This window comes from Rhizobium sp. Leaf453 (genome assembly GCF_001425605.1).
GTDB lineage: Bacteria > Pseudomonadota > Alphaproteobacteria > Rhizobiales > Rhizobiaceae > Pararhizobium.
Genome location: NZ_LMRG01000026.1, coordinates 68850 through 80971 on the forward strand (window position 1 = coordinate 68850; position 12122 = coordinate 80971).

General features: G+C 60.3%; 12 protein-coding genes and 1 pseudogene. 11 read left to right on the forward strand and 2 right to left on the reverse strand.

The genetic code is table 11. The annotated features are described in order from the left end of the window. Positions 1–66 precede the first annotated feature (66 nt). The 6 genes and pseudogenes from ASG68_RS21795 (at position 67) to ASG68_RS32810 (ending at position 6373) form a co-directional block, all read left to right on the forward strand. Positions 67–1524, forward strand: coding sequence for a cryptochrome/photolyase family protein (locus ASG68_RS21795; RefSeq protein WP_062585804.1), 1458 nt, complete (start codon positions 67–69; stop codon positions 1522–1524). Further along, positions 1521–2864, forward strand: coding sequence for an NAD(P)/FAD-dependent oxidoreductase (locus tag ASG68_RS21800; RefSeq protein WP_062585801.1), 1344 nt, complete (start codon positions 1521–1523; stop codon positions 2862–2864). The genes ASG68_RS21795 and ASG68_RS21800 overlap by 4 nt, the downstream gene beginning before the upstream one ends. Further along, a complete protein-coding gene (locus ASG68_RS21805) occupies positions 2865–3743 on the forward strand; it encodes a DUF1365 domain-containing protein (protein WP_082478056.1) in 879 nt (292 codons plus the stop codon). It abuts the gene before it with no gap. A 42-nt stretch (positions 3744–3785) separates the two neighbouring features. Continuing rightward, on the forward strand, positions 3786–5039 hold the full coding sequence (locus ASG68_RS21810; protein WP_062585800.1) for an SAM-dependent methyltransferase: 1254 nt from the start codon (positions 3786–3788) through the stop codon (positions 5037–5039). A 70-nt stretch (positions 5040–5109) separates the two neighbouring features. Further along, positions 5110–5532, forward strand: a pseudogene (locus ASG68_RS32805) (MFS transporter); the annotation flags it as partial. 112 nt (positions 5533–5644) lie between these two features. Continuing rightward, positions 5645–6373 (forward strand): MFS transporter, encoded by a 729-nt coding sequence (locus ASG68_RS32810; RefSeq protein WP_274534234.1) that lies wholly within the window; start codon positions 5645–5647, stop codon positions 6371–6373. A gap of 50 nt (positions 6374–6423) precedes the next feature. On the opposite strand, the gene ASG68_RS21820 is transcribed toward ASG68_RS32810, so the two are convergent. Both ASG68_RS21820 and ASG68_RS21825 read right to left on the reverse strand, forming a co-directional pair. Continuing rightward, entirely contained in the window at positions 6424–7266 is an 843-nt protein-coding gene (locus tag ASG68_RS21820; protein WP_062585795.1) for an SDR family NAD(P)-dependent oxidoreductase, read from the reverse strand. A 111-nt stretch (positions 7267–7377) separates the two neighbouring features. Next, positions 7378–8025 (reverse strand): ChrR family anti-sigma-E factor, encoded by a 648-nt coding sequence (locus tag ASG68_RS21825; RefSeq protein ID WP_062610099.1) that lies wholly within the window; start codon positions 8023–8025, stop codon positions 7378–7380. Positions 8026–8320: 295 nt separating this feature from the next. Here ASG68_RS21825 and ASG68_RS21830 point away from each other — a divergent pair, with 295 nt between their 5' ends. From ASG68_RS21830 to ASG68_RS21850, 5 genes are all read left to right on the forward strand, one after another. Continuing rightward, positions 8321–9361 (forward strand): cysteine synthase A, encoded by a 1041-nt coding sequence (locus ASG68_RS21830; protein ID WP_062585793.1) that lies wholly within the window; start codon positions 8321–8323, stop codon positions 9359–9361. Positions 9362–9368: 7 nt separating this feature from the next. Next, positions 9369–10112 carry an alanyl-tRNA editing protein gene (locus ASG68_RS21835; RefSeq protein WP_062585791.1) on the forward strand — a complete coding sequence of 248 codons (744 nt, stop codon included), beginning with the start codon at positions 9369–9371 and terminating at the stop codon, positions 10110–10112. A gap of 15 nt (positions 10113–10127) precedes the next feature. Further along, a complete protein-coding gene (gene sseA, locus ASG68_RS21840; protein WP_062585789.1) occupies positions 10128–10982 on the forward strand; it encodes a 3-mercaptopyruvate sulfurtransferase in 855 nt (284 codons plus the stop codon). Between the two features lie 5 nt (positions 10983–10987). Then, entirely contained in the window at positions 10988–11554 is a 567-nt protein-coding gene (locus ASG68_RS21845) for a GNAT family N-acetyltransferase (protein WP_062585788.1), read from the forward strand. Positions 11555–11636: 82 nt separating this feature from the next. Beyond that, positions 11637–12107: a DUF1203 domain-containing protein gene (locus tag ASG68_RS21850; protein ID WP_062585785.1), complete on the forward strand. Its 471-nt coding sequence runs from the start codon at positions 11637–11639 to the stop codon at positions 12105–12107. Positions 12108–12122: the final 15 nt, after the last annotated feature.

Consider the following 12122-nt stretch of genomic DNA (forward strand, 5'->3'; position numbering starts at 1 on the left):
GCGAAACCTTTGATCCGCGCTTTCCGTATCTGCGTAAAGAAACATCAAAAGGATGTGCGGGCAAAAATGAAAAAGAGTGACTCTTCTCCCGATAGCCCCGTTCTCGTCTGGTTTCGCAAGGACCTGCGGCTGGACGACAATCATGCGCTCCATGCGGCGGTGCAGTCCGGCTACAGCGTCATGCCGCTGTATATCCGCGAACCAGCCGAAAGCGGTACCGGGCCACTTGGCGCTGCGCAGGGCTGGTGGCTCCACCACTCACTGCGCGCCCTTTCATTGGCATTCGACAAACTGAACAGCCGGCTCCTGTTGCTGACTGGTGAGCCAGAGGAGATTCTCTCTCGCCTTATGAAAGAGACCGGCGCTTCCTGCGTGTACTGGAACCGCCGTTATGATTCGAACGGTATTGCCGTGGACAGCGCGCTGAAGAATCTCCTCGGCGATGCCGGCGTGACCGTGAAGAGTTTTGCCGGCCAGCTTCTGCATGAGCCATCGCGGGTGAAGACGGGCTCCGGTACGCCCTACCGCGTCTATACGCCCTTCTGGCGCGCACTGGAGGCTGCGGGCGAGCCGGATGCGCCGCTGGATGCTCCCACAGACATTCCTGCGCCAGGTGAATGGCCGAAGAGCGAGAAACTTGGCGACTGGAATCTTCTGCCGGCGAAGCCCGACTGGGCGAAGACCTTCAACGAAGTCTGGACGCCCGGCGAAGCCGCTGCCCTTGAACGGCTGGACGATTTCATCGATCAGGCAATCGACGGCTACAAGACGAATCGTGATCTTCCGGGCCGGGATGGAACGTCGCGGCTATCGCCGCATCTGGCTCTGGGGGAAATATCCCCAGCCCGCATCTGGCATGCGACGCGAAAGCTGAAGGATGTTCCGACCGAGGACGTCATCACGTTTCGCAAGGAACTGATCTGGCGCGATTTCTCCTATCATCTGCTGTTCCACAATCCGGATTTGCCGCGCGAAAATCTCAACCGTCGCTACGACGACTTTGCCTGGGTCAAGGACGAGCCGGCATTCGAGCTCTGGACCAAAGGGCAGACCGGCTATCCGATCGTCGATGCCGGCATGCGCCAACTCTGGCGGCATGGCACGATGCACAATCGCGTCCGCATGATCGTCGCATCCTTCCTGATCAAGGATTTGCTGATCGACTGGCGCCGGGGCGAAGCGTGGTTCCGTGATACGCTGGTCGATGCAGACCCCGCCTCCAATGCGGCAAGCTGGCAGTGGGTCGCCGGCAGCGGCGCGGATGCCTCGCCCTTCTTCCGCATCTTCAATCCGATCACGCAGGGTGAAAAATTCGATCCCGACGGCACTTACGTGAAAACGTTCGTGCCCGAACTTCAGGGCATGCCCGCCAAATTCGTACACCGGCCATTCGAAGCCCCGGTTCAGGTGCTGAAGACCGCCGGTGTCACGCTCGGTGAAACCTATCCCAAACCCATCGTGGATCATGCAAAGGCGCGCGACCGCGCACTTGCTGCCTATGGCAACATCAAGGACGCCGCATGAACGCCCATTTCATCCACGGCCCAAACAACCCGCCCGGACGTCGCCTGTCGATCGCGGTGATCGGCTCCGGCATTTCCGGCAGCGCGGCAGCCTGGGCGCTCAATCCCGTTCATGATGTCACCCTGTACGAGAAGGACGCGCGTCCCGGCGGCCACACGGCAACGGTCGATATCGATTATGATGGAACGCCGATTTCGGTCGATACCGGCTTCATCGTCTACAACGAGGCCAACTATCCGAACCTCACGGCACTGTTTGCCGAATTGGGCGTCACGACCCACAAGAGCGACATGAGCTTTTCGGTGTCACTGGATCAGGGGCGGCTCGAGTGGAGCGGTGATAATCTTGCGACCGTGTTCGCGCAGAAACGCAATCTGCTCAGGCCATCCTTCCTGATGATGCTGCGCGAAATCCTGCGGTTCAACCGGATCTGCCTGGAAGACCGCAGCGCCGGACGGCTGGCGGCGATGTCCATCGGCGATTATCTCAACTGGCGCGGCTTCTCGCCGGGCTTCACCAACAATTACCTCGTGCCCATGGCGGCGGCGATCTGGTCGACGCCCAGCGGCAAGATGTTGGAGTTCCCAGCCGAAAATTTCATTCAGTTCTTCGACAATCACCGCCTGATCTACTCGAAGCCCCATCCCTGGCGCACGGTCACCGGCGGCAGCCGCAATTACCTGCAGAAACTCCTGCGGCCGCTCGGCGATCGTGTCCGGCTCGGCTGCGCTATCCGTTCGATCCGCCGCGAGGATGGCCGCGTCGTGATCGTCGATGGCGACGGTGTCACCAAGGTCTTCGACAAGGTGATCATCGCTGCCCATAGCGATCAGGCGTTGAATATGCTTTCGGACGCGACGGCGGCGGAAACGTCGTTGCTCTCCGCAGTCCCCTATCACGCCAACCGTGTCATCCTGCATCGCGATGCCGGGCTGATGCCGAAGCGGCCGAAAGTCTGGGCGTCGTGGAACTATCTGCGTTCGGCCAAGCCCTGTGGCACACAGGGCGTCGCTGTCAGCTACTGGATGAACCGCCTGCAGGGGATTGATTCCCGTTGCCCGCTGTTCGTCACGCTGAATCCGGAGCGTGAACCGGCGCCCGAAAGCGTCTTTGCAGAATTTTCCTACGATCACCCGCAATTCGATGCGCGCTCCATGGCGGCGCAGCAACGGCTGAAGGCAATCCAGGGCGATAACAACACGTTTTTCGCGGGTGCCTGGACCGGTTACGGCTTTCACGAGGATGGCCTCGCCTCCGGGCTCGCCGCCGCCGAAGCGCTCGGGGGAATCATCCCTTGGCGCCAACAGGGAGCGGTGGATTTCCGGGAGGCGGCCGAATAGATGCAAACCACGCTCGGCTCGGACATGGCACGAAACGGTGCGCCTCCCGACGAGGCGGCCCTTCTCTATGCTGGCCACGTCATGCATCAGCGCATGAAGCCGGTCGGCCATCGTTTCAGCTACGAGGTCTTTTCCCTGATGGTCGATCTCGACCGGCTGGATGAGGCAGATCGTTTGAGCGCCGTCTTCTCCGTCAATCGGCGCAACCTGCTCTCCTTCCACGAGAAGGATCACACGGGCGATACCGGCGTGTCCTTGCGGAACTACGTCGACAGCATGCTGGAAGATGCCGGTGTCGAAACCCGGTCAGCGCGCGTGCTGCTGGTCTGTTATCCGCGCATTCTCGGCCTCGTCTTCAATCCATTGGCGGTCTATTATGCCTATGGCGAGAACGGCCGCCTGTGCGCTCTGGTATACGAGGTCCGAAACACGTTCGGAGAACGCCACACCTATGTCTGCCCGGTCGCATCCGGCGACCTCTCCGATGCCGGTATCCGGCAGCAATGCGACAAGATTTTCCATGTCTCGCCGTTCATTCCGATGGCGATGCGCTATCTGTTCCGCATGCTGCCGCCGGGCCGCGAAATCCGCTGGCGCATTCTGGAGACGGACAGCGATGGCCCCTTGCTCGCAGCCACTTTTTCCGGCGTGCAGGTGCCTTTGAAAACAGGTCAGATTTTGCGGCTTGTTGCCCGTATCCCGCACCTTACATTCAAGATTATCGCCGGAATTCATTGGGAAGCGCTGAAGCTCTGGATCAAGGGCATGCGTTATATCTCGCGGCCCGAAGCACCGGCCCCTACCAGTACCTGGAGAAACGGCCACCGCCTGCGGCACGGATTTTATGATGAAAGCAAGGTTGGCGACCCGGCGGAATAAGGTTATTTTGTGTCAAGAGCAATGATTGCTGAGGATCTGTAGATGAGTACAGCAGGCACCGGTTATTGTGACTTGAAGGACGCCGAGCGTCTTTCGACTGAAAATCTCTCGAACATTGTCAAAGGCCTTCCCGCCAAGGCACAAATGGTTCTTCGCGGGCTCGTTCACATGCAGACGGGCTGCCTGAAGCTCACCTTGCCCGACCGCCGCACCGTCGTGGTCAAGGGCAAGACGCAAGGTCCCGTCGCGTCCGTCACGCTGCACAACTGGAACCTGCCGCAACGGGCGCTGACCGGCGGCACGATCGCGGTTGCCGAAAGCTACATGGACGGAGATTGGGACAGCCCGGATGTCGGCGCCTTTCTCGAACTCTTCCTCGTCAATGCCGAGGTCGGCAGCCATTTTTCAAACGGCGCGCGCGGCGTCATGCGGCTCTTGGAAAAATTCCGCCACTGGATGAACGCCAATACGCGCTCGGGCTCGAAGAAAAACATTTCGGCGCATTACGATCTGGGCAACGCCTTCTACAAGGAATGGCTGGACCCGACCATGACCTATTCCTCGGCGCTCTATTCAACCGGCGCCAACGACCTTCAGTCGGCGCAGCGCGCCAAGTACAAGGCGCTTGCGGACGCGGCCGGCATCCGCGCCGGGCATCACGTGCTTGAAATCGGCTGCGGTTGGGGCGGCTTTGCCGAATATGCCGCAAGCGAGATCGGCTGCAAGGTCACCGGGCTGACGATCAGCCGCGAGCAACTGGCGTTTGCCACAGAGCGCATGAAACGCGCCGGTCTCTCCGACAAGGTCGACATCAAGTTCCAGGATTACCGCGACGAAACGGGTCTTTACGATCGTATCGTCTCAATCGAGATGTTCGAGGCCGTCGGCGAAAAATACTGGCCCGCCTATTTTGCGCAGTTGCAGCGCTGCCTGAAACCGGGCGGAAAGGCGGGTTTGCAGATCATCACCATCAAGCCGGAAGCCTATCGCGAGTACCGTGCCAATCCCGATTTCATCCAGAAATACGTCTTCCCCGGCGGCATGCTGCCGACCCGCGAGCACCTGATCGATCTTGGCCGCAAGGTCGGATTGAAGATCAGCGGCGATTTCGGCTTCGGCCTCGACTATGCCCGCACATTGGCTGAATGGCGCGAGCGCTTCTGGAATGTCTGGGATAAGGTCGAGCCGCTCGGCTTCGACACCCGTTTCAAGCGTCTATGGGAGTTCTACCTGTTCTACTGCGAGGCAGGCTTCCGGGCGAAGAACATCGATGTGAGACAGATCGTGTATGAGTGAGAGGCCGACCGGCGGCGAAGTGCAGATGCCGATAAGCCGCCGGATGCTCCTCGTCTATGCCCTGCCCGCCATGCCGCTGGCTGCGCTCGGCCTGCCGCTCTATTCGCTCGTTCCGACTTACTACACCGAAATACTCGGCCTCCCAATTGCCGCCGTCGGCTGGGCGCTGCTGCTGGTCCGCATGTTCGATGCCGTCAGCGATCCGCTGGTTGGCTATGCCGCCGATCGCATCCGTCCGGATTTCGGCCGAAGGCGCCTACTGTTCCTGATCTCCCTACCCGTCGCGGCCGTGTCGGCATTCATGCTGTATTGGCCTCCCGCAGATGTGGGCATCGGCTGGCTTACGTTCTGGGGCATGCTGGTCTCACTGGGCTTCACGCTGGCGATCGTGCCCTATTCGGCCTGGGGCGCGGAACTGGTGGCGGATTACCATGGCCGGACCCGGCTCACCGCGACGCGCGAAGGCCTGACACTGGTGGGCACGCTGATCGCCATTGTCCTGCCCTTTGCCATCGGTTTCGAGCAGAAGGGGTTTTCCGGTCTTGCCGTGCTCGGTCTGGTCTGCAGTCCTGTTGCCGGCCTTCGGATATCTCACTGTCTGGCGCGTGCCGGAACCAGAAGATGTCACCCGAACGCCACTGTCATTGGCGGCGGCGCTGTCCCAACTCGCCCGCAATCAGCCTTTCCTTCGCTTGATCGTTGCGTTCTTCCTGAACGGCCTTGCAAACGGCATACCGGCCACGCTGTTTCTCTATTTCGTCTCGGCACGGCTGCAACTGCCCGACATGCGCGGCCCCTTGATGTTCCTTTATTTCTTGAGCGCCATTGCCGGCGTACCGCTGGCGGCAGTTGCGGCAAAACGGCTCGGCAAACACCGCGCCTGGGCCATCGCCATGCTTGCTGCCTGCGCGATCTTTGCCGCTGCGCCGCTTCTGTCGGCCGGAGCGCTCATTCCATTCGCCCTGATCTGTGCTGCAACGGGCCTCTTGCTCGGTTTCGACCTCGCCATCCCGCCCTCGATTCAAGCCGATGTCATTGATACGGATACCGCCGTTTCCGGCGACCAGCGCAGCGGTTTCTATTTTGCTGCCTGGGGATTGGCGACCAAGCTTTCCTTGGCCTTGGGCGTCGGAATCGTCTTTCCATTGCTCGGCTTTTTCGACTTCGAGCCGGCATCGGGTTCACAGAACAACGCGGCGGCACTATTCGCACTGGCCGTCATCTATGCCTGGATACCGATCGTACTCAAACTTTCAGCGATCACCCTCATGTGGAATTTTCCACTCGCCGAGGACACGCAAAAGCAATTGCGCGCGCGTATCCGGCAAAGCTGACCTTTCTCGCCATCCTCGGATAACAGTCGGATGTGAACGTCAACCGCCGGTCATACGACCTGAGGATCACGGGCGACGGCTTCCGGCGCGTGGTTTGCGGTCACGAGCGGCCGCGTCTTCCAGCCGGTGGCCCTGTTCATCAGCCAGAAATAGAGACCGTACGGAAGCAGGTTGAGAAACTTCAAGGCATAGGTGAAGCGTTTCGGGAAAGTAATCTCGAAACCGCTGGATTTTAGCCCGCTGACGATGTTGTCTGCCGCCTCCTCAGGACTGACCAGCGCCGGCATGGCAAAGGCGTTCCGTGCGGTGGCAGGCGTGTCGACAAACCCCGGATTGATGATCTGCAGCCGTATCCCGGCCTTGTCGAGATCGAATTTCAGGCTCTCGGCCATATTGATCAGGGCTGCCTTGGTCGCGCCATAGGCGGCACTGGTCGGCATGCCGCCATAGCCTGTCACCGAGGAGACGATGGCGATCTGGCCATGGCCGCGCGCCTTCATGTGACGCACTGCTGGCAGCAGGCAATTCACCGTGCCGTGCAGATTGACAGCAAACGTCTTTTCGAAATCCTCCCGGTGCATGTCCTCGCCGTGGACGGGGATGTAGACGCCGGCGTTCAGTACCGCCAAAGCCATCGAGCCGTGTTCGTATTCGATGGCAGCTAAAATACGTTCCATGTCGCGCGGATCGGTGACGTCTCCGTCTAGCACGATGATCTTTCCGGGACCGGGCGATTCATGCTGCAGGTGCACGAGCTTTTCATGGTCTCGCGCCGTCACGACGACGTTAAAACCTTCCTGGACCAGTTTCAGCGCCAGCGCCCGGCCAATGCCGGAACTTGCTCCTGTCACCCAGGCAAGACCCAATTCGGGGTGCGCAACAAAATCGGTCATCGGTCTTCCTTTCCTGCTGAACATCGCGCCGATGCCGCAACAGGGCATCACGAAATAATACGCGCTGAAATGCAGTTTGTTCCGATATTCTGGCCATTCCGGGGCGGTGGCTCAACCGATGAGATCGCCGATCAGTTGCCGGGAGGAGCCGGTCAGTTTCAACGGCGCGTCCGAGACCGCAAACCCGATGCACGGCACTTCGCTTTCGGCCTTTGGCCGGTGATCGACGCTCTCGTCGGCCACCGAAATATCCCCCTTGCCGAAGCGTCCGCGCACATCGTTGAAAGCGCCGTCAAGCACCAGCAGCAGTTCATAACCCTGATGGGTATGTGCCGGTACGGCGCGTCCGGGGCGAAGCCAGAAAAAGCTGACATCGCAACCGTCAATCTTGCCGACATTGAATTCCTTGAAGCCGGGCAGCTTTCGTTTCCACGGCATGTCCTCCCCCTCGAATCCGACAAGCTCGCGGATGGCTTTTGGGAAAAGTGCGTTCGTCGGACGCTCGGTCTGTTTTGCAGTGACATCGATGGGAGGTGCGGAGAAGATCGCGTTCAGAATGTCGTCCCTCGACGCCAACGCAGCGGGTTCCATCTTTTCCAGCGCATCGCCCGCGGCTGTTTCAAAGTCGATGACTTTCGCGCGGTTGACGGACTTCATTTCCAGATGCGCCTCGACAAGCACACGCGCGGGCTCTGGCAGGATGCCTGCAGCATACCGCGCCATCAAGGCATCCACCATGTCGAGCTGAAAATCAGCCATGAATTGCAGCACCTGTTTTGCTGGTTGAGCCCCTGGACCGTATCGCCTCATTACGTGCAGGGTCAAGAATCGGATCACCGCGTTCGAAGCCGTACTCTGGTTTGCGGGGTCAATTTTTGCCCGTGACGTAGCCCTGTTGAAACGCTATTTCTTGCTTCGACGGCCAGCGCGGTCGAAAAGACACTATTATTTCGGACGTTTGGATCGTCACTCAACGATCGGAACGATCCGTGCCAACACCTGTTCAACCAGGCTCCGGCCTGGACCATTGCCCGCCAATCCAAGAGGTCTTCTCATGCCCGTCCTGCCATCCGTTCTCGATGCCATCGGCAATACGCCGCTGATCCGCCTGAAGGGCGCATCCGAGGCAACGGGTTGCAACATTCTCGGCAAGGCGGAGTTCCTCAATCCCGGCCAGTCGGTCAAGGATCGCGCGGCGCTGTCGATCATCCGCAATGCGGAGCGGTCCGGTCAGTTGAAGCCGGGCGGCGTCATCGTCGAAGGCACGGCCGGCAATACCGGTATCGGTCTTGCGCTGGTGGCGCAGGCGCTGGGCTATCGCACGGTCATCGTCATTCCGGAAACGCAGAGTGAGGAAAAGAAGGACGCCATTCGCCTTCTTGGGGCCGAACTGGTGGAAGTGCCGGCTGTGCCCTACAAGAACCCGAACAACTACGTGAAGCTCTCCGGCCGTCTCGCCGCCGAACTGGCCAAGACCGAGCCGAATGGCGCGATCTGGGCCAACCAGTTCGACAATGTCGCCAACCGTGATGCCCATGTGGAAACCACCGCGCCGGAGATCTGGCGCGATACTGACGGCAAGATCGACGGTTTCATCTGCGCCGTCGGCTCGGGTGGCACGCTCGCCGGCGTTGCCCAAGGGCTTCGATCGTTCAACCCGGACGTCAAGATCGGCCTTGCAGACCCGGAAGGTGCCGCGCTCTACAATTTCTATGCGAACGGTGAACTGAAGGCTGAAGGCAGCTCGATCACCGAGGGTATCGGTCAGGGGCGTATCACTGCCAATCTCGAAGGCTTCACCCCGAATTTTTCGTATCAGATCTCCGATTCGGAGGCGGTTTCCGTGGTGTTCGATCTGGTCGAAAACGAAGGCCTCTGTGTCGGCGGCTCCTCCGGCATCAATGTCGCAGGCGCTATTCGCCTCGCAAAAGATCTGGGTCCCGGACATACCATCGTGACGATCCTCTGCGACTATGGTAACCGCTATCAGTCGAAACTGTTCAATCCGGCGTTTCTGAAGTCGAAGGGCCTGCCCGTCCCGGCATGGCTGACACGAAACTCCGGAATCACGGTGCCATACGAACCTGCCGGATAAGCATCCCATGACAACGACTGCCCTTTTTCGTGACGACTTCTACCTTTCAACAGCAGAAGCGGTCGTGACGGGGATAGGGCCAGACGGTGGGATCGAACTCGACCAGACCTGTTTCTATGCAACGTCGGGTGGCCAGCCCGGCGATAACGGTTTCCTCGAGCGCGCCGACGGCAGCCGAATCGAGATCGCCACGACCCGTCACGGCGAAACCAAGGACATCATTTTCCACATGCCGGCCGCCGATCAGCCTGTGCCGGAGGTCGGCGAAAAGCTGGTGCTGCATATCGACTGGCCGCGCCGCTACAAGCTGATGCGCATGCACACGGCCTGCCATCTCCTGTCCGTCGTCTGCCAGTATCCGATCACCGGCGCCGCTGTCGGCGAGGACGAGAGCCGGGTGGATTTCGACATGAGCGAAACCATCGACAAGGATGTCGTGACCGCCGACATGATGGCGCTGGTCGAGGGTAATCATCCGATCTATCTGCAATGGATCACCGACGCGGAACTCGCCGCCAATCCCGATATCGTCAAATCCAAGAATGTCCGGCCACCGATGGGGCTCGGCCGTGTCAGCCTTGTCTGCATCGGCGAGAATGCTTCCATCGACAGCCAGCCCTGCGGCGGCACGCATGTTTCGGAGACACAGGAAGTCGGCCAGATTTTCATCGCCAAGATCGAAAAGAAGGGCAAGGAAAACCGCCGTTTCCGCATCCGCTTCGGCACGCCGGAAGCAAGCCCCGCCCTCTGACCGGAGAGATCCATCATGTCTGAACAGAAGAGCGCATTCGTCGTGTCCGCGGATTGGCTGCAGGAGCGTCTGGGCGATCCCACGATGAAGATCGTCGATGCCTCCTGGTATCTGCCGGCGCAGAATCGCGATCCGAAGGCGGAATATGCCGCCGCGCATATTCCGGGTGCCGTGTTCTACGATCAGGACCTGATCGCAGACCCCGACAGCGGCTTGCCCCACACCATCCCCTCGCCCATGGCCTTTGCCGATGCCGTCGGCAAGCTCGGGCTCAGCGATACCGACACGATCGTCGTTTATGATGGCCCCGGCATTTTCACGGCACCCCGCGTATGGTGGCTTTTGCGCACCATGGGCGCGACCTCGGTCTTCGTCCTCGATGGCGGCATGGATGGCTGGAAGGCGGAAGGGCGGCCGGCAACGACCGAGGTGCCACACCCCGCGCCTGCGACCTTCCGCCCGACCTTCAACGCCAGCGCCGTCACTTCCTTTGACCAGATGACCACGATCGTTGCCAATGGCGACCGCCAGATCGCCGATGCCCGCGGTGCCGGCCGGTTCACCGGAGAGGAGGCTGAGCCACGTGCCGGCATGCGCTCCGGCCACATGCCGGGTGCCAGAAGCCTGCCCTCGGGCGTCTTCTCGACAGGCGGCAAGCTGAAGTCTCTGGACGCTTTGCGCGAAACCATTGAGGGCGCCGGCATCGACCTCGACAAACCTGTTGTCACTACGTGCGGGTCTGGCGTCACTGCTGCCATCATCATGTTGGCGCTGCAATCGCTGGGACATACGAGTAACACGCTTTATGATGGCTCCTGGTCCGAATGGGGCAGCCGAGCGGATACATCAGTCGTTACCGGAAAAGAGTGAACGGCATGGCAGAGACTGCAGGAATCGAACCGCTGGACGTTCACGTCACAGAACTGGAAATGCTCGCGCCGCCGAAGCAGAGCCTTCCTTTTCCAGTCAATATCCAGACCGCCCTCATGCGCGTGCCGGAAATCCCACTGCCCTTCTATCGCTTCCTCTATCTGCAGGTCGGCCGGCGCTGGACCTGGGTCGACCGGCTGCGCCTGAGCGATGAAGACCTGACGGCAACGCTGCACGACAAGCGCAATTCCGTGACGGTGCTCTACGTCAATGGCGCGCCAGCTGGCTTCTTCGAGTTGCTCCAGGTGGACAAGGATATCGTCGAACTCTCCCATTTCGGCCTGTTCGAACATGCGCTTGGCCTCGGGCTTGGCAAATGGTTCCTGCTGCAGACCCTCTATGCCGCGTGGAGTTCCGATCCGAAAAAGGTGCGTGTGGCCACCAACACGCTCGATCACCCCCGTGCCTTGCAGCTTTACCAGCGCTTTGGCTTCAACCCGGTATCAACCCGAGACGCAAAAGTCCTGCCGCTGAGCGACGACGAACTTCTGGCACTCTCGCGCACGCTTTGACGATCGGTTACCGGCAAGAATCGGGTGTCGCCGACCTGGTACGCATGGCATGTCCTCCGGCATCCAAACCGGAGGAAAACCGATGTCCCTGCGCTATAAGCCCATGCCAAGCGATATTGCCGCTCGCTACCGCCGCCTTGAACCCGATGCCTATGGCATGGTGCCGGAACGGCATGTCTCCGATGGACAGGGTATGCCCTGCCGCCATTGCCTGGCGAACATCGCCGCCGGCGATTCCTATCTCATCCTCGCCTATCGCCCCTTCCCGGCGCTTCAGCCCTATGCCGAAACCGGCCCGATCTTCCTGCATGCCGAGGAGTGCCCGGCCTATGCCGGCGGCGCGGAGGTTCCATCGATCCTGAGGACCAGAAAGGATTATCTGCTGCGGGGCTATAGCGCCGACGATCGCATCGTCTACGGCAGCGGCGCCGTCACGGCCGTGGAGGATGTGCCGAAGCGCGCCAGTGAACTGCTGGAGCGCGCGGATATTGCCTATGTGCATGTGCGCTCGGCGCGTAACAACTGCTATCAGTGCCGGATCGAGCTTGCATGAAAAGGGCCGGAAATC

Coding starts and splice junctions, on each gene's coding strand:
- ASG68_RS21810 (WP_062585800.1), top strand. CDS start 3,786: ATGAGTACAGCAGGCACCGGTTATTGTGACTTGAAGGACGCCGAGCGT.
- ASG68_RS21825 (WP_062610099.1), bottom strand. CDS start 8,025: ATGGCTGATTTTCAGCTCGACATGGTGGATGCCTTGATGGCGCGGTAT.
- ASG68_RS21820 (WP_062585795.1), bottom strand. CDS start 7,266: ATGACCGATTTTGTTGCGCACCCCGAATTGGGTCTTGCCTGGGTGACA.
- ASG68_RS21835 (WP_062585791.1), top strand. CDS start 9,369: ATGACAACGACTGCCCTTTTTCGTGACGACTTCTACCTTTCAACAGCA.
- sseA (WP_062585789.1), top strand. CDS start 10,128: ATGTCTGAACAGAAGAGCGCATTCGTCGTGTCCGCGGATTGGCTGCAG.
- ASG68_RS21830 (WP_062585793.1), top strand. CDS start 8,321: ATGCCCGTCCTGCCATCCGTTCTCGATGCCATCGGCAATACGCCGCTG.
- ASG68_RS21850 (WP_062585785.1), top strand. CDS start 11,637: ATGTCCCTGCGCTATAAGCCCATGCCAAGCGATATTGCCGCTCGCTAC.
- ASG68_RS21845 (WP_062585788.1), top strand. CDS start 10,988: ATGGCAGAGACTGCAGGAATCGAACCGCTGGACGTTCACGTCACAGAA.
- ASG68_RS21805 (WP_082478056.1), top strand. CDS start 2,865: ATGCAAACCACGCTCGGCTCGGACATGGCACGAAACGGTGCGCCTCCC.
- ASG68_RS21795 (WP_062585804.1), top strand. CDS start 67: ATGAAAAAGAGTGACTCTTCTCCCGATAGCCCCGTTCTCGTCTGGTTT.
- ASG68_RS21800 (WP_062585801.1), top strand. CDS start 1,521: ATGAACGCCCATTTCATCCACGGCCCAAACAACCCGCCCGGACGTCGC.